Consider the following 16770-nt stretch of genomic DNA (forward strand, 5'->3'; position numbering starts at 1 on the left):
GCTGAGACCGCTCTACGCTCACTGGTAGCCCCTCCCGCCCCTCACCGTAGAGGAGGACGGTCCGATGACCTACATGCTCACGCGGCCCGAGTTCGTGGCGACTGCGGCGGCAGACGTGGCGCAGATCCGCTCGGCGATCGGCGCGGCCAACGCCGCCACGGTGGCCTCGACGACCGGGGTGATAGCCGCGGCGCACGACGAGGTATCGGAGCTCATCGCGAGCCTGTTCCGGGCATATGGCCAGGAATGCCAAGCCGTCATGACCCAAGCCGGCGCGTTTCACGACGCCTTCGCCCAGGCGTTGGCTACCGCGGCCACTTCCTACGCGCAGGCCGAGGCCGCTAATGCCGCCGCGGTGTCGGAAGCGCTGGCCACCATCAGCTCACCCGTCCGTGCGATGCTGGGCGGCATCGGGCTCAGCGTGCCGAGCACCTTAACGTCCGCGGTTCCCGCGGCGGCAGCGGTGAACACCCTGGTCATGGGTGGCAGTGGGAACCCGATTCCTTCGATTGATTTTGTCAACAACATCGTCTCGAGGTACATCGCACCCTTTTTCCCGGTCGATCCGAACTTCGTACAGAGCCTTTTCACACCCGAGGGGTTCTATATCGACACCGGAATCAAGACTTTGCCCCTCAACGTGTCGGTGGCTCAGGGCGTCACCATCCTGACCAACACGCTCGTCGGCACAAACCCCCCCTACGCAGGGCTACTGACCAGCGGAAACACCGTCAACGTGTCGGGCGAATCGCAGAGCGCCATGATCGCATCACTGGTCATGCGGGCGCTGAACCCCACCAATTCGGGGGCCGCCGGAAGTCCGTACTTCAATAATTTGAACTTTTCGCTGGTCGGTAATCCGATGAACCCCAACGGAGGTCTGTTCGAGCGTTTCGTCGGGCTCAGTCTCCCAAGCCTGGGGATCGAAATGTACGGCGCAACACCGGACAATGCCTTCCCGACCAAGATCTTCACGATCGAATACGACGGCGCCGCCGACTTTCCCCGATACCCGATCAATGTCCTGGCGGACCTCAACGCCTTCATGGGTATCCAATCCCTACACGGCCAGTATGCGACGCTCACGCCCGAGCAGCTTGCTACAGCTATTCCGTTGACCAACACCGTGGGCCCCACCTCGACCAGCTACTACATGATTCCCACCCAAAATTTGCCGCTCCTGGACCCGGTGCGGGCAATCCCATTCGTCGGTAAGCCGATCGCGGATTTGGTCCAGCCGAACCTGAGGTATCTGGTCAACTGGGGCTACGGGGATCCCGCCTATGGCTGGTCGACCTCGCCGCCGAATGTGCCCACACCGTTCGGAGTGCTGCCGCCACTCAGCGCCACCACTTCCCTACCCGGCTACTTGGCTATCGGAACCCAGGAGGGAATCAGCGCGTTCATGAACGACATCAGCGCCGGGATAGCGACTTTTCCGGACCTAACCGCGCTGCTGGCGACTCCACTGGGCGCGGCGGGCGCACCGTCGTTGCTGTCCGGGCTCTCGCCGGCGGCGTTCTCCCCGACCGACTTCATCCATTTCCTGCAGTCAACGAACACGACTGTCACCAATTTCATTACCAGGACGGCTGCAAACACCTACGCCGCTTTGCTTCCGACAGCCGACATCGCGAATGCAATCCTCACCACGGTGCCGTCGTACAACGTCAACCTGTTCCTCAGCGGGTTGGAACAAGCACTCAACGGCGACCCCGCCGGCGGGCTGGTCTATGCGTTCGGCGCTCCCATAGCGGCTGACATCGCGTTGGGCACCCTCTTGGCTGGTTTCCAACTCAGGTCGCTCTTGGGAGTCACCAGTCAGCTTATCTAGCTGCAGCGCTCAATCCCGTTGTGCCGCAAGCACACCGGCCCATCTTCGGATGGGCGCGCTGACATATCGCCAGCGCTATCGCCTCATCAATTATCCAGCACCACAACGTGTTTCAGCTTCCGCCGGTCGCGTTCGGCTGCCCCCACGAACACGCCGCCTACCCCGGGCACGATCAGCATCAGCGCCACCACGCTGGCCGCGATCGTGGCTGACATCATCGAATCGTTGGCACGCCAGAACATCGCCGGGCTGATCGTCGTCAACGGCCACGGCGGAAACGCGGTACTGACCAACGTCGTCCAGCAAGCCAACCACCCGCAGGCCCTGACCAAGGTGGGGCTCTACCCCAGCCGTGAAGACTGCGCCGAGGCCCGCACCGCCGCGGAATCCACAGCAGCAACCACGACGACATGCACGCCGGCGAACTGGAAACCTCCATCCTGCTCGCCACCCACCCCGACTACCTGCGTGACGGCTGGCAGACCAGCGACCACACCGCCAACGACCGCCGCTACCTGACCAGCCTCGGCAGCCACGCCTACACGCCCACCGGCGTCATCGGCTCCCCGTCGCAGGCCACCGAAATCAAGGGCAAACAAGCCCTCGACCACCTCGGCGCCAACGCCGCCACCCTGATCGAACTCCTCACCAGGCAGTAACCCGTGCATATCCGGCAGGGCGGCTACCGCCCGCTGGCGCTCCCGTCCCGCCGCCCCGCAACACCCAGCCAATGACCCGGCAACCCCCACCAGCGAGCTGCACTGACTCAACGCGTGAGAACTTTCTTTACTGCTATCAAGGAGGTCGGGCTCATCCGCCGGGTATCCCTGATATCGCCCGGTGGTCTCGTCCCACACGTTCTCGCCCGGTGAGCATCACCGCTACAATCCCCGCGTGGGCGACAACCTTCGCGTCAACCCAGCCCAGTTGCGGGTGACCAGCACCGGCTGGCACGTGGAGGCTTTCGATCTCCACGCCGCGCCACCAGCGCTGGAACCGTCTGGCGGGTGGCCCACGGTGCTCGCCGCCGCTGACCGGCGCGGTCCAGGTCGCCACTGCCGACCTGCACCCTAAGATCGCCACCAGCGCCGGGATGACCCAGGTCGCGGCGACCGGTTATGAAGCCACCGACTCCGATGCCGCGGACATGCTGAAAAACGTGGTCACCACGATCCCCGGAACAGCCCGTAACGCGTGATCCCCACCCAGTCGGCGTTGCGCGGCTACACCGTGTCGCATCTGACCGAGAATGCCGCGCACTGGCGCGAGCTGGCGGGGCGCCGCCGCTCGGTGGTGGGCACGATCAAGAGCCAGGCCGACTCGCTGGACTGGCAGGGTCAGGGCGATGAGGCGATGAAGGCCGCGATGGCCCGCCACGCCATCACCGCCGAACAGGAAGCCGAGCTGCTCGATACTGCAGCGGCCACCGCCGAGGACGGGGCCGCCGTGCTGCACCAGCAAAAGCACTCCATCTTCGCCACCGTCGAGCGGGCCAACCAGTCAGGGTTCGCGGTCGCCGAGGGCTGGACGGCCACCGACGCGATGTATGCGCCGGGCTCGATGGGCTGGTACGCCCGGCAGCCCACCGCCCAGGCCATCTGCGCCGATCTGCGTGTTCAGGTGACCCGTTTCACCGGCCAGGAGGTGCAGACCGCCACCGACGTGGCGCGCTCCGCCGGAGAGCTGGGCGGCGAAGGCGCGGTGCGCGGCCACATCCAGGCGGTCGCCGCCATCACCACCACCCACACGCCGAATCCGACGGTGCCGCCATCACCGCCAGCCCCCTCAGCATCGTCGCTGCTCGATGCCTTGACCGGCGCTAGCCCGCTGATACGGCACATATCACCGCAGGCCGCGGCCTCAGCAGCGGCACCAACGTGGCAAGCCCCACCAGCGGCCGGCGAGCTGGCGGGCATCGCGCCGCCGGTGCCGCTGCCGCCAGGTGCCGGCCCCCTGCCCGCCTTCGGCGGCAGCGTCGGAGCCGGGGCCGGCACCGGCGACGGTTGGCTGTCCTCGCTGGCTGCCCGGCCGAGTTCGGGGATCGCCGCCATGGCCGCCCCGGTCAGCACGGGCGCGGTCTCGACGACGGCCGCCACCGCGATCAGCGCACCGGCCGCTGCTGCCGCGGCAACCCCGCTAACACACGTCCAACCCCACCCGTCGTCGCCGACTGCCGAACCCGCAGCGACGCAGTTTGCCGATCCCAGGCAAGTGCGGCACGAGCACGCACCGCAACACCTGCCCTCCACCGATCCGCCGCAGACGCAATCCCCGCACGCGCACCAATCCCCGGCCGCGCAGTCATCGCCGCCCACCCCCGCACCCGTCACACTCGACCCCGATCCCGCCGGTACCGCGCCGTCTGCTACAACGCCCGGGACTGGCAACGGCGGTGTCCACATGCTGGGCTCCGGCCCGCCAGGGCTAGCCTCGGCGCCGGCGGCACCATCTTTGCCCCCACCGCGTGACCCGACCCCGCCACCCATGCCGGTCGACCCTAAAGACATGAGCGCCGAGCAGGCGATCGCAGAATGGGCCAAAGTTAACGCTGAGATACGGGCGTGGAACGCCCGATGCGGCGTCGAAAACGTCGGGCCGCTGCCGCCGGCCCAACACAACGCCTGCATCGCCTCGCGCGGTCCTCTCCTCGAACGCCAAACCGCAATCCGGGCCCGCTTAAACGACTTAGGCATACCCATAGAAGGCGAACCCGCCCCAGGCCCCACGCGGCCGGGTACAGCTCGGTCCGAGCCCCCATCAAACCAACCGAGTGCGCCTTCAAGCCCGAGTATTACCGATCAGGCCACGCAAATCGGTAAAGATGTCATGGAACACGTACCTAAGGGCTCGAGACTGAATTCCTTGGTGGATAGGCTTAATCAATTGCACATCGGCAATCAGCAACAGGCCGCGGAGGCGGCCGACGCCGCGGGGGAAGCGGCGTGGGGTCAAACTGGGGGTATTGTCAACGGGCCTAATGGAGCAAAGCTGGTGCTACCCGCTAACCCGAAGTTCGGGGAAACTATCACCTGACTTCGGTCACTTTTCCGGTTTGGGGTTGGCGCGACGCTTGGACCTGCTGTTTTGTGGTCGTTGGGGCCGGAATGTGTGCACTAACGGATGGGTTCGTAGGGTGCCGGAGTGGCCTATATGCGGACGGTGAGGACCAAGTCGGGGGCGACAGCGGTGCAGATTGTGTGGTCGTCGCGGCGCGGTGCACGCTCGATCGAGCATGTGGGTTCGGCTCATGACGCGGTGGAATTGCAAGCACTCAAGACGGCGGCCGTACGGCGGCTTACTGGAGGTCAGCAGACCCTCGACCTTGATGTCGGTGACACCGAAATATCCGGTGCCTCTTTGGAAATCGTCTCTTCGCGGATGGCGTTTTTGTGGGACAGCTTGTGCGCTGCGTATGTCCGGCTTGGCTTCGATCGGGCCGCTGGAGCCGATGAGGTGTTCCGGGATCTGGTGCTGGCCCGGATCATCGAGCCGACCAGTAAGGCCGACTCGCTGCGGGTACTGGCCGAGACCGGTATCGCCACGGTGTCCTACCGCACCCTGACCCGGCACCTGCCGCGGTTCGCCACAGCGGCTTTCGGCCGGGCGTTGTCCAAGGCGTGCGCGGTTCAGGCGGCGTTGGGGCCGGCGTCGTTGGTGCTCTACGACGTCTCGACGCTGTACTTCGAGACCGATAAGGCCGACGGATTCCGCGAGCCCGGATTCTCCAAAGAACGTCGGCTCGAACCGCAGATCACCATCGGCCTGCTCACCGATGCGACTGGATTTCCATTGGCAGTACACGCATTTGAAGGCGACAAGGGTGAAACCAAGACGATGCTGCCCGTCATCAACGCCTTCAAGAAGGCCCACCAACTCACCGATGTCACAGTGGTCGCTGATGCCGGCATGATCTCCGAGGACAACCAGAAAGCGATCTACGCCGCCGGGCTGACCTTCATCCTCGGCTCCAGGATCCCGTTCCTGCCCGGCGTCATACGCGAATGGCGCGACAAGCATCCCGGCGAGGACATCCCTGACGGGCACATCTTCACCCAGGCCTGGCCGGCCAGCAGCAAGGAGAAGGCCCGCGGGATCCCCGACCGGGTCATCTTCTACCAGTACCGTGCTGACCGGGCCCGGCGCACCCTGCGTGGTATCGATGAGCAGGTAGCCAAAGCCCAGGCCGCCGTCGACGGGAAGGCCCCCCTCAAACGCAACCGGTTCATCACCGTGACCGGCGAGAACCGGTCGGTGAACCGGGAGTTAGAAGCCAAAGCCCGCGAGTTGGCCGGGATCAAGGGCTACACCACCAACCTGACCGGCCAGACCGCAGACTTCGTCATCGATGCGTATCACCAGTTGTGGCGGATCGAGAAGGCGTTCCGGATGTCCAAGCACGACCTGGCCGCCCGCCCGATCTACCACCACAAACGCGAGTCCATCGAGGCCCACCTAAACATCGTGTTCGCCGCGCTCGCAGTCAGCCACTGGATCGAACACCAAACCGGTTGGAGTATCCGGCAATTCGTGCGCACCACACGCCGATACCGCACCGTGGACATCCGAGCCGGCCAACACACCCTCACCGCCGCCGATCCACTGCCCGCCGACCTACGCGACGCCCTCGCCCAAATCAGCGGAGCCGACCTACGCACTAAATGACCGAAGTCAGGTTTCATACCCACACGTCCTCACCGTCAACGCCGCCATCATGCTCATCCTGAGCGCCGGTCAACATCCGACAACAGCGTGCACTGGGTGCGCGATGCGACCTTCGACGAGGACCGTCACACCGCGCACACCGGCAGCGGCGCGCAGGTCCTGGCGACGCTCCGTAACACCGCGATAAACCTGCACCGCCTCAACGGCGCCGACAACATCGCCGAAGCCTGCCGCGTCACCGCCCTCAGCGCCAGTCGCCCGCCTCGACCTCCTCAACCCCCAATTCCCCAGCTCACGAGCCTGCTAATCAACAACGCCGGAGCCCTGCCCGGCCGCCGCCCCGCAAAACTCCGGCCGATACACCGACCAAGCCCACGAGCGACCACATCTCACCTGGCGCGTGAGGATTTTCTTTACTGGTATCAAGCAGGCAGCTTGATCGGAGAATCGGCGGCGAGGTGACTCCAACGCCGTATACCAATACTGCGCCGATTCAAGCGCTCCTTCTTCACCCGCGACGGCTTTGAAGTCGAATCCCGGCCACAACACTCCGCAGAAGCTCACTCCCAGTAGATTGAAGAAGACAAGAATAGGCCCCAGATGAATCGTGCACCGTAATGTTCTCCATTCCAAAAAAAGTCGTACTCCTCGTATGCGGGCAAGAACTCATCGAATAGAGGCCACTTGCCGCGAAGAGTCATGGGGTCAAACCGCTCTGCGAATTCGGCGATGTCCACGCTCCAAGTTGGCAGCTCGGTAGGGGAATCAACGCGAGGCGAATTGCGCCTCGCGTGCCGGTAACCCGCCGATTCAAGCACTCCTTCGTCGCCGGCTATAGCATTGAAGTCGAATCCAGGCCACAATACACTGTTGTATTTCAATCCTGCAGAGTCCTGTTCAGTAACGCCTAACAGCTTTTTCATGTTCTCATACCGGGAATCTTCGTCGCTAAGCGCTCTTGCTATTCGCTCATGTATGCGTTCCGCATCTTCCAAGGAGAGCCCGTGCTCGGCCAGCTTGGCTTCGAGTTGAGCTTCCTTGTTCGCCATTGACATTCTTAGCCTCATCGTCATGAGCAGGTAGACCTCAAAGTCAATGATCATTGCATATGCGGATACGTTCATCTCTCCACCCTTCATCGGCCAATGTACGGCAAGAATTTGTGAAGGTCGCCCACAAAAACCGTCACCGAGCCGTCAGGATGTACCACCATTGCCCTCCCATACGTTAAGTCCGCGGGCAGCACCACTTTTGTTCCGTCAGGCACGTTAACAATTCCCCCAGTTTCACCAAAAGCGGCCTTAGCGGCGATGTCTGTTGCTTCGACAGCCTCTTCCTGACTAACGTGCAGTCCCGTAATCCTGTCCGCTAAAGTATCTAGCCTGGTTCCTCTCGGGAGAGTCGAGATTTCCCTACCGATTTCTGTGGCCTGGTCGGCGATACTTGGGCTTGAAGGCGTGCCCGGTTGTGGTTGGGCGCCGGGTGTACGTGGTTGTTGTGGTGCGGGTTGTGTCCAGTATGGGATGTCGGCGCGTTTGGCGTCGTTGGCGGGTGTGAGTATTGTGCGTTGGCCGCATCTAATTGGCGCTCGAGCTGGGCCTTCAAGCTGTTGTAATACCAGGCTTCTTGGTTATAAGCCTGAACCGCGTTCCAATCGGAAGGGTTGGGCGGATTTCCATTGTGGTGGTCGATGTCGTTGATTAACTGGTTGTAGGCCTCCCGTGTCGCTTGCAGCGATGGCGGTGGCGGTGGGCTGGCCCAGGGCGGAATGGGGGGCTGCCCCAGCGGCGGTGTGCCCGGCGGCGGAGACGGTGGCGGCGGAATCGGTGGTTGCGGCGCCAGCGGCGGCAGCATTGGTGGCGCTTGGGGTGCTTGGCCCGCTCCTTGGTCCAGCATCTGGGCGCCGGGGCTCCCGGAGCCGTTAGGACCGTCGCTACCGGTGGGGGGACCGGGTGCGTCGCCAGGTGGTGTAGCCGGTTGGGCGGCCGGTGGTGGGGGTGCCGGAGGTTGGGGTGGGGGTGGGGAGTTGAGGGTGTGGGCGGTCTCGCCGGGGTCGAGCGGGGGCGCTGGTGACGGCGCGCCGCTGGGTTGGGATGGCTGTGGGTGGACGTAGGCCAGCGGCTGCACCGTCGAGCGGGGCGCGGTGGTGACCGGACTGTGCAGCGTAGCGGTGGTGAGCATGCCAGCGGGTGCGCCGCTGCCGGGTCGCTGCGCGGCCGGTGGGCTGAACCCGTCACCGGTAGGCCGGATGTAGCTGGTTGTTCCCGCACCCGGATAACCGCTGATCACACCAGCGGTTCTTGGACCCGATCCGGCTGGCGGGGAGAGGGTGTCAGCGCGGCTCTGCAGCGCCTCGCTGAGCTGCGCTGAACCCGGCCCCTCGATGGCTGGGGCGGCGATTCCTTCGGCGGGTGCGACTTGGGCGAACATCCCCATCGGAGGCTGCGGCGCCCGGGCTAGCGTCGAAGCCCCGGCGGGCGTGGCCGCCGCCGAGGCACCACTTGGGGACGCCGACGCTGAGACCGAGCCGGCCAACGGCGCCGGCGGCGCACCTCCCATCCCGGCACCGACGGTTGGCGGGGCGATGACCGCGCGGGCGCCTTGCTCGCCGGCCTGCAGGGTTGCTTCGGCCGCGCTGATCGCCCCGGTGTCGGCCAACCCCACCACCGCGGCAGCCGGCGATCCCCCCGCCGCCGCCGGCGGAAACGGCACCATGACCGCCGCCGCGGCCGCGCGCAACGCCGCCCCGTAGGTCGCGCCCTAGGCCGCCCCCGCGGCCGCATCTGCCCGTCATACTGCAGATTCAACGCCACGATCTGCGGGGTCAACGCCCCCCACACCAACGGGTTGAGCTGCCGGGCGGTGGCCTCATCGCATCGATTGGCCACCGCCTCCTGCGCGGTGACCATCGAGGCCACCGCACTCTGATGCGCACCGGCCGCCGCCGCGACATGGGATGCCTTCTCCAGCAGCGCCGCCGCCAGCAACTCATGCTGGGTATCCAGCGCACCCTGGCTGACCGCCGACGCCGCCGCACCCACCCCACGCCAACCGCCGCCGTACGTGGCGGCCCCACTGGCCGCCGAGGCCGCTACCACCGCCTGCAAGTTCGCCGCCTGCGCGCTCAGCGTTTCGGCATACGCCAACGTCGATGCCGGACCAGACCCCGACGCCAACGCCGTGTAGTTGGCCTCCGGCGGAAACGCCGGCCACGGATGCGACACCCCAAACCCCGAACCGCTACAGCGTCATCGCCGCCGCGCGCAACGCCTCACTAGCCACCGTCATCCCGGCCGCCCCCGACTGCGCATCAGAAAACACCCCCCGCGCCGCCGCATGCTCACCAGCGGCGCTCACATACGCCGCCCCCACCCCAGCCAGCACCCCAGCGAACGCCGCCGAATCAGCAACCTCACCCATCGGCACCACCCCCACCAACGCCGCCGCACAACCGGCCACACCAGCACCATGCTGCGCCGCCAACCCCGCCTGGCTGACCGCCGACGCTCCCACCACAGCCGGCTCCACCGCAAACACCACCACTCAGACCCCCGACTTATTGCCCGCAGACCAACGTCGGCCAAGCCTAAACCGCACCCGCCAACCCCGCACGACACAAACCCCGCACCAGCCAGCCCGCAGGCCGCACAAACCGCCACGCCAGGCTCGCAAGCCCAACCACAGGGCGGGCTCACGCATGCGTCAAATCTCAAGTGCTACTGCCGAACTCACCATTTGGTCAAGACTTTTTGGGGCTGGCGCGAACAGCAGTTGCCCGACGGAACGTTGATCTTGACCTCCCCGGCCGAGCGCACCCATGTCACCACCCCCGGCAGCGCCCTGCTATTCCCAAGTTTGTGCGCACCCACCGGCGAGCTTCCCGAGCACACCACACCACCACCGAACCACTGCACCGACAAAACCACCATGATGCCCATACGCGGCCGCACCCGCGCCCAAGAGCGAGCCCAGCGCATCGCCGGCGAACGCCGACGCAACCGCAACTCCCGCACCACCTCACCCGACCATCCCACCCAAAACGGCCCCGCGCCACCAGATGAGCCTCCCCCGTTCTGAGCTTCGCGGGAATCACCGCAAACCCGGTAACCTCATTCTCGAAGCGCCCTGTCTTGTGGCGCCGGAAGAGGAGAACGCCCGTGGCCGAAGTAACGCGCGCCGATCGCTTCATCAAGACGGCGGTCGAAATTCTGGGCGAGACCGGGCGTACCGACTTCACCGTGCAGGAAGTCGTCGCGCGCTCCAAGACCTCGTTGCGGGCGTTTTACCAGCATTTCGGCAGCAAGGACGAACTACTGCTGGCCCTGTTCGACAGGACCATGGCGCAGACGGCACAGCTGTGGCGCACCGAAACCGCCGGGCTCGACAGCACCGCGGCCCTGAAGCTGGTCATCGACCGCATCAGCGCGCGACCGGAGTCCAATACCCAGGACAGCCTCAACCGGGCGCTGAGCCTCTACAACCAGTACCTGGCCGAGAACCGGCCCCGTGAATACGCGCGGGTGCTATCGCCCCTGCATCGACTGCTGCGCGATATCGTCGGGCAAGGCATCACCGAGGGAGTGTTCAACCCCGGTCTCGACGTCGGGGCCGCGGCTGCCATCATCATGCACACGGTGCTGGGTGCGCTCCGATTGCATTGGCTGGGAACCGAATTGAACGGAACGCCCATCGACGCCGGCCAACTGTACGAGTTCTGCAGCCGCGCCCTGGGCATTCGGGATGTCGACGATCAGCCGGTGTCCTCACTGGCCGAACTGTTCGCCCAGATTGGGATGCGCCCAGCCACCGCCCACGACGACGCCTTCGCGATGACGATGCCGGTCAGTCCGCAGGTGGTCAACACCTCCGGAGCGCTGCAGGGTGGCTTGATCGCCACGCTCGCCGACGTGGCCGGCGGACAGCTGGGCTTGGAGTATCTGCCGCCGGGGACCGCCATGACGACAGCCGACCTCTTCATCCGCTACCTGCGCCCCATAAGGCAGGGCTCCGCCCTCGCGGTACCGCAGGTGCTGCGGGCCGGCCGGCGATCCCTGGTCATGCAGATCGACATCTTCGGGGACAGCGATAGCGAACTCGCGGCAACGGCAACGGTGAATTTCGCCGTCATCGACCGCAAAGACAGCCACGACAGCGGTTAGCGGAACCCTCGCGCGAGGTGGTAACGTCATTACCAGATGCTGAGAATCGAGACTTCTACAAGGAGATCGCCATGCCGTCTCGCGAGCTTCCCTTTCCGGTGTTCGACGCCGACAACCACATGTACGAGCCGCAGGAGGCGTTGACCAAGTTCCTGCCCGACAAGCGCAAGCACGTGATCGACTACGTGCAGATCCGCGGGCGCACCAAGATCGTGGTGCGCGGCCATATCAGCGAATACATCCCCAACCCGACGTTCGAAGTGGTGGCCCGCCCGGGCGCCCAGGAGGAGTACTTCCGGCACGGCAGCGGAGGCAAGAGCTACCGCGAAGTGATGGGTGAGCCGATGAAGGCGATCCCGGCCTTCCGGGAGCCGGGCCCCCGGCTGGAAGTCATGGATGAGCTGGGCATCGACTACGCCCTGATGTTCCCCACCCTGGCCAGCCTGGTCGAGGAGCGAATGAAGGACGACCCGGAGACGACCCACGACGTCATCCACGCGCTCAACCAATGGATGTACGAGACCTGGTCGTTCAACTACCGGGACCGCATCTTCGCCACCCCGGTGATCACCCTGCCCATCGTGGATCGGGCGCTTCAAGAGCTCGAGTGGTGCCTGGAGCGTGGCGCTCGCACGGTGCTGGTCCGACCGGCCCCGGTACCCGGCTACCGCGGCAGCCGCTCCTTCGGTTTCGAGGAGTTCGACCCCTTCTGGCAAGCCTGCATCCGCGCCGGGATCCCGGTTTCGATGCACGCATCGGACAGCGGCTATTCGGAATTCATGAACGTGTGGGAACCCGGCGACGAGTTCCTGCCGTTCAAGCCGACCGCCTTCCGGAGCCTGGCGATGGGACACCGGCCGATCGAGGATGCCATGGGTGCGCTGGTCTGCCATGGCGCGCTATCCCGCAATCCGGAGTTGCGAATCCTGTCCATTGAAAACGGCGCAGACTGGGTACCGCACCTGTTCAAGGGGCTCAAGGGCGTCTACAAGAAGATGCCGAACGCGTTCAGCGAAGACCCGATCGAGGCGTTCAAGCGCTGCGTCTACGTCAGCCCGTTCTGGGAGGATCGGTTCTCCGAAATCGTGAAGATGGTGGGCACCGACCGGGTGGTCTTCGGTTCCGACTGGCCGCACCCGGAAGGCCTGAAGGACCCGATTTCGTTCGTCGACGAACTTGCCGGTTTCGACCAGGAAGATGTCGCAAAGATCATGGGCGGCAACATGATGGAAGTGATGAAGGTCGAAGCGCCGGCAACCAAACCGGTCAGCGCCTAATCGCCCGAGCAGCCCGCCGGAGTAGCCGGAGTAGCCCGGTGGTTCGCGCACCGGGCTACTTCTGGTTCGGGTTACCTCGGCGAATCGGCCGCCGAGTCAGCCCTTGCCGACAATGGCGTCGCGTGCCCGGTCCAGCATTGCCGCGAACGGTCCGGCCATCAGGTTCGCGATCTGGGACTCCACTCCGGGGTGGGGTCTGGTGGGCGCGGTCGCCTCGGCCAGCTTGGCGGCGCGGCCCATCCGTTCGAGTTCGCCGCTGCTCAGTTCGTCGCCCAGTCTCGCGAACTCCTCGGCTTCTTCATGCTCGGCGTGGTCGACGACGGCATCGCGCAGCTTGGTGAGTTTGCTGGTGAACTCGGCGCTGTCGACGTCGAGCTTCTCCAGTTCGCTGAGCACGGTCTTGGCTTCGTGCTCTTCCTCCAGGCGCTTGGTGACGACCGCCTCCCCGCCGGCGATCTTGCGCTTGGCCCGCGGATGGACGATTTCCTCCTCGGCGGTTTTATGCACCGCCAGCAAGCGACGCAGCTCGAGGAACGCCTCTTCTCGTTGTTTACCCGAGCTGGACAATGTCTTCGCGAACAGCGATTTGATCTGCTCGTGCTGGTCGACGAGAAAGTCGATCACATCGGTCGGTGATTTCAGAGCGGCCTTCGCCACGAATGTCCTCCTCGGTCTCAATCGCGCTCAGTGCGCGTGGGCTGTTTGGTAGTCGCGCGTGGTATCGGCTACCCGATCGGCAGAACCACAAACCCACACCGCCACGATCCAGACCACCCCGCCGAATTCGGGGGTTGTTGGCGGGCCGTCTGGGTACCCGATAACCGTGCAGAGGCGACGAGGACGGGTGCTTGGCGCCGGACGTCCCTCGGTGCGCGAAGCGTTGCTGATCGCCGATCTCGACCGAGACCAGCGCCGGGACTGGTCGGAGTCGTTGCCTTTACCGAGCATGCGCCGACCCGAAAGCGACGGCCCGATCGTCGAGCTTGCGTAGCGCACATCACCCGACAGGAGGACGCGGTGAACCGGCCCGGCGAGAAGTTCGTCGCCAAGTCACCCGAGGCAGCCGATATCGACGCAGCCGCAGCGGAATTACTGGACGGCTACAGCAAAGAGATGACTACGACCAAACGGCTGAAGTGGATCACAGCCGCTGCGGCAGTGCATATTCCGGCCGTAAGCCATGCCGGGATCACGTTGATCACCCACCGCGGTGTCATCCGCTCGGTGGCAGCCAGCGACGTCGACTCCCTTGTCATCGACAACATCGCGCAGCGTTATCTACAGGGTCCGTGCTTCGAAGTGCCCAAGCAGCAACGAATCTGGCGGGTGGATGACGTCAACAGTGAGACCCGGTGGCCGGTTTTCACTCAGGAGGTACTGTCTCAGACCTCGGTCCGTTCGATGCTGTCAATCCAGTTGTTCGGGCACTCCAACGGCGGAGCGGTTCTGAATCTCTACGCCGAGCACCCGAATGCGTTCGACGAGCAAACCGAGGAGATTTCCTTGACGTTCGCGGCACACGCGGCCCTGGCCATCGAAACCGACCGCCGTACGCGGGCACGACGCGAACCACTGGTCGACCGTGACCTGATCGCGCAAGCGACCGGTGTGCTGATGGAACGCTTCAACATCGACGCGTCTGCGGCATTTGTGCTGCTGACCCAACTGTCCGGGAAGTATCGGCAGGTACTGCCTGAGACCGCCAACCGGGTGCTCAACACGAATGCCACCTGAATCGACCGAACTTTTGGTGCCGCGACCTGGTCGTGGGCATTGCTAATCTGATTATTGGCCGTTGGCGAGATCCGTCGACGCGCTTGCCTTGTTGCTCGATCGGTCCGTAGGAGGGACAGCCACATGGCGCCCGACATGGACTGGGACAAGAAGGTCGGCACAGCAGACGACGTTCGCCGGATTTTCGAGAATGTGCCCGCCATGCTGGTGGGCTTGGATGGACCTGACCACCGCTTCGTCGCAGCCAACGCCGCGTATCGCACCCTCAGCCCGACATTTGTCGGCGTGGGACAGCTGGCGCGCGAGGTCTATCCCGAACTCGAGGGACAGCAGATTTACCACATGTTCGACCGGGTGTATCAAACCGGCGAGCCACAGTCCGGATCCGAGTGGCGGCTGCAGGCCGACTTCGACGGTTCCGGAATCGAGGAGCGATTCTTCGACTTTGTCGTCACGCCACGACGCCGGGCTGACGGATCGATCGAGGGCGTGCAAATCATCTTCGATGACGTCACCAGCCGGGTACGGGAACGACTGGCCGCCGAAGCGCAGGTCGAGGAACTGTCCGAGCGGTACCGCCACGTCCGTGACTCGGCCATCGTGATGCAGCAGGCGCTGCTCGCTCCGTCAGTACCCGTCGTTTCCGGCGCCGACCTGACCGCGCAGTATCTCGTCGCTGCCCGGGACACCGCGGCCGGTGGGGACTGGTTCGACACAGTGGCCCTGGGGGATCGGCTGGTGCTGATCGTCGGCGATGTGGTCGGCCATGGGGTGGAAGCCGCGGCGGTGATGTCACAGTTGCGCACGGCGCTGCGCATGCAGATTTGGGCAGGCCACACCATCGCCGAGGCCCTGCAGGCGGTGGAGTCATTCCACGATCAAGTGCCCGGCTCGACCTCAGCGACGATCTGCGTCGGCTCCCTCGACCTGGCCACCGGAGAATTCCAGTACTGCACCGCCGGGCACCCACCGCCGTTGCTGGTGACCGCCGATGCGAAGTCCCGCTACCTGGAGCCGTCGGGCGCGGGTCCGCTCGGCAGCGCAGCGGGATTCCCGGTGCGTACCGAGATGCTCAACATCGACGATTCGATCATGCTGTACACCGACGGTCTGGTCGAACGCCCGGGTAGGCCGCTGGGGGCCAGCACGGCGGAATTCGCCGAACTGGCGGCAACCATCGCCAGCGGCGGCGGCTTCGTCATCGATGCGCCGGCGCGGCAGATCGACCGCCTGTGCTCGGAAACGCTCGAGTTGCTGCTGCGATCCACCGGTTACAACGACGACGTCACACTGCTTGCGGCACAACGCCGGATCCCGGCGGCACCGTTGTGCATGACGACCGACGCGACGATCCACGCCGCGCGCCGGATCCGCGCCCGGCTCCGTGAATGGCTTGTGCAGATCGGCGCGGACTCCGCCGACATCTCCGATGTCGTGCACGCGATCTCCGAATTCGTCGAGAATGCGGTCGAACATGGTTACGGCACAGAGGTTCCCGACGGTCTCGTGGTCGAGGCGACGCTGGACGGTCACGGCAAACTGCGGGCATCGGTGATCGACAGGGGCATGTGGAAGGATCACCGCGAAGGCGAAAAGGGCCGCGGGCGTGGACTCGCGATGGCCGCGGCCCTGGTCGGCGAATCGCACGTCAGCCACGGCGCCGACGGGACCACCGCCACCATCACCCATCGGCTGTCCCGGCCGGCGCAGTTCGTCACCGACGCGGTGGTCAGCCGTACCGCCTACCCAGCTGCGATCGACACGGAGTTCGTCAGTTTGCTCGCCGTGCCCGGCCGCATCGTCGTACGCGGCGACGTCGACGCCCACGCAGCGACGACCCTGGACAGCCAGATCGCCGTCGAAAGCCGCTCGGGTCTGGCGTCTTTGACGATCGATCTCAGTGCCGTCACCCACCTCGGATCAGCAGGTGTCGCCGCCCTGGTGGCCGCCCGGGACCGGGCACGCAAACAGGGCGGTGATTGCGTGCTGATGGCGCCTCCGGGCAGCCCGGCACACCACGTCTTGTCGCTGGTCCGGATACCGGTGGTCAGCGGCGACGCCGAGAACGTCTTCGCCGAAGATTGACGCCGGCACTAAGCTCCCT

The 16770-nt window shown here is 65.1% G+C and carries 14 protein-coding genes and 4 pseudogenes; 12 read left to right on the forward strand and 6 right to left on the reverse strand.

Annotated features, from left to right (window positions below):
• The first annotated feature begins 64 nt into the window (after window positions 1-64).
• Entirely contained in the window at window positions 65-1834 is a 1770-nt protein-coding gene (locus EET10_RS19630; protein ID WP_036400190.1) for a PE family protein, read from the forward strand.
• An 86-nt stretch (window positions 1835-1920) separates the two neighbouring features.
• Here the strand turns inward: EET10_RS19630 and EET10_RS31725 are convergent, their stop codons facing one another.
• Window positions 1921-2049, reverse strand: a complete 129-nt coding sequence (locus EET10_RS31725; RefSeq protein WP_276860425.1) for a hypothetical protein — start codon at window positions 2047-2049, stop codon at window positions 1921-1923.
• Here EET10_RS31725 and EET10_RS31730 point away from each other — a divergent pair.
• The 5 genes and pseudogenes from EET10_RS31730 to EET10_RS19655 all read left to right on the forward strand — a co-directional run.
• Window positions 2039-2131, forward strand: a pseudogene (locus EET10_RS31730) (creatininase family protein); the annotation flags it as partial. The gene EET10_RS31725 and the pseudogene EET10_RS31730 overlap by 11 nt on opposite strands.
• A gap of 89 nt (window positions 2132-2220) precedes the next feature.
• Window positions 2221-2493: a creatininase family protein gene (locus EET10_RS31735; protein ID WP_276860428.1), complete on the forward strand. Its 273-nt coding sequence runs from the start codon at window positions 2221-2223 to the stop codon at window positions 2491-2493.
• A gap of 535 nt (window positions 2494-3028) precedes the next feature.
• Window positions 3029-4867 (forward strand): hypothetical protein, encoded by a 1839-nt coding sequence (locus EET10_RS19645; protein ID WP_246013660.1) that lies wholly within the window; start codon window positions 3029-3031, stop codon window positions 4865-4867.
• Window positions 4868-4975: 108 nt separating this feature from the next.
• Window positions 4976-6496: an IS1634 family transposase gene (locus EET10_RS19650; protein WP_036400320.1), complete on the forward strand. Its 1521-nt coding sequence runs from the start codon at window positions 4976-4978 to the stop codon at window positions 6494-6496.
• A 78-nt stretch (window positions 6497-6574) separates the two neighbouring features.
• Window positions 6575-6803: pseudogene (locus EET10_RS19655) on the forward strand (ISAs1-like element ISMul1 family transposase); the annotation flags it as partial.
• 253 nt (window positions 6804-7056) lie between these two features.
• Here the strand turns inward: EET10_RS19655 and EET10_RS19660 are convergent.
• From EET10_RS19660 to EET10_RS19670, 4 genes and pseudogenes are all read right to left on the reverse strand, one after another.
• Window positions 7057-7620, reverse strand: a complete 564-nt coding sequence (locus tag EET10_RS19660; RefSeq protein ID WP_036400704.1) for a hypothetical protein — start codon at window positions 7618-7620, stop codon at window positions 7057-7059.
• A 253-nt stretch (window positions 7621-7873) separates the two neighbouring features.
• Window positions 7874-9235 carry a hypothetical protein gene (locus tag EET10_RS29265; RefSeq protein WP_246013661.1) on the reverse strand — a complete coding sequence of 454 codons (1362 nt, stop codon included), beginning with the start codon at window positions 9233-9235 and terminating at the stop codon, window positions 7874-7876.
• Between the two features lie 107 nt (window positions 9236-9342).
• Window positions 9343-9720, reverse strand: a pseudogene (locus tag EET10_RS32405) (PPE domain-containing protein); the annotation flags it as partial.
• 16 nt (window positions 9721-9736) lie between these two features.
• The gene (locus EET10_RS19670; protein WP_063467280.1) at window positions 9737-10036 is read right to left on the reverse strand and encodes a hypothetical protein; all 300 of its coding nucleotides are present in this window, start codon (window positions 10034-10036) and stop codon (window positions 9737-9739) included.
• A gap of 144 nt (window positions 10037-10180) precedes the next feature.
• Here EET10_RS19670 and EET10_RS19675 point away from each other — a divergent pair.
• The 3 genes and pseudogenes from EET10_RS19675 to EET10_RS19685 all read left to right on the forward strand — a co-directional run.
• Window positions 10181-10573, forward strand: a pseudogene (locus tag EET10_RS19675) (hypothetical protein); the annotation flags it as partial.
• A gap of 80 nt (window positions 10574-10653) precedes the next feature.
• Window positions 10654-11655: a hotdog fold thioesterase gene (locus EET10_RS19680; RefSeq protein ID WP_122502421.1), complete on the forward strand. Its 1002-nt coding sequence runs from the start codon at window positions 10654-10656 to the stop codon at window positions 11653-11655.
• 71 nt (window positions 11656-11726) lie between these two features.
• Window positions 11727-12932, forward strand: a complete 1206-nt coding sequence (locus EET10_RS19685) for an amidohydrolase family protein (RefSeq protein ID WP_036400202.1) — start codon at window positions 11727-11729, stop codon at window positions 12930-12932.
• A 96-nt stretch (window positions 12933-13028) separates the two neighbouring features.
• On the opposite strand, the gene EET10_RS19690 is transcribed toward EET10_RS19685, so the two are convergent.
• Window positions 13029-13589, reverse strand: coding sequence for a hemerythrin domain-containing protein (locus EET10_RS19690; RefSeq protein ID WP_122502422.1), 561 nt, complete (start codon window positions 13587-13589; stop codon window positions 13029-13031).
• A 166-nt stretch (window positions 13590-13755) separates the two neighbouring features.
• Here EET10_RS19690 and EET10_RS29715 point away from each other — a divergent pair, with 166 nt between their 5' ends.
• The 3 genes from EET10_RS29715 (at window position 13756) to EET10_RS19700 (ending at window position 16751) form a co-directional block, all read left to right on the forward strand.
• On the forward strand, window positions 13756-13923 hold the full coding sequence (locus EET10_RS29715; RefSeq protein WP_167480203.1) for a hypothetical protein: 168 nt from the start codon (window positions 13756-13758) through the stop codon (window positions 13921-13923).
• A gap of 26 nt (window positions 13924-13949) precedes the next feature.
• A complete protein-coding gene (locus EET10_RS19695) occupies window positions 13950-14666 on the forward strand; it encodes a GAF and ANTAR domain-containing protein (RefSeq protein WP_063467261.1) in 717 nt (238 codons plus the stop codon).
• Window positions 14667-14789: 123 nt separating this feature from the next.
• Window positions 14790-16751 carry a SpoIIE family protein phosphatase gene (locus tag EET10_RS19700; protein ID WP_122502423.1) on the forward strand — a complete coding sequence of 654 codons (1962 nt, stop codon included), beginning with the start codon at window positions 14790-14792 and terminating at the stop codon, window positions 16749-16751.
• The last annotated feature ends 19 nt before the right edge of the window (window positions 16752-16770 follow it).

Origin of the sequence: Mycobacterium pseudokansasii, from assembly GCF_900566075.1 — a bacterium.
Taxonomy (GTDB): Bacteria; Actinomycetota; Actinomycetes; order Mycobacteriales; family Mycobacteriaceae; genus Mycobacterium; species Mycobacterium pseudokansasii.

Excerpts from the sequence above, each read along its gene's own strand:
- EET10_RS19700 (WP_122502423.1), top strand. The coding sequence starts at position 14,790 with ATGGCGCCCGACATGGACTGGGACAAGAAGGTCGGCACAGCAGACGAC.
- EET10_RS19630 (WP_036400190.1), top strand. The coding sequence starts at position 65 with ATGACCTACATGCTCACGCGGCCCGAGTTCGTGGCGACTGCGGCGGCA.
- EET10_RS31725 (WP_276860425.1), bottom strand. The coding sequence starts at position 2,049 with ATGTCAGCCACGATCGCGGCCAGCGTGGTGGCGCTGATGCTGATCGTG.
- EET10_RS19660 (WP_036400704.1), bottom strand. The coding sequence starts at position 7,620 with ATGAACGTATCCGCATATGCAATGATCATTGACTTTGAGGTCTACCTG.
- EET10_RS19685 (WP_036400202.1), top strand. The coding sequence starts at position 11,727 with ATGCCGTCTCGCGAGCTTCCCTTTCCGGTGTTCGACGCCGACAACCAC.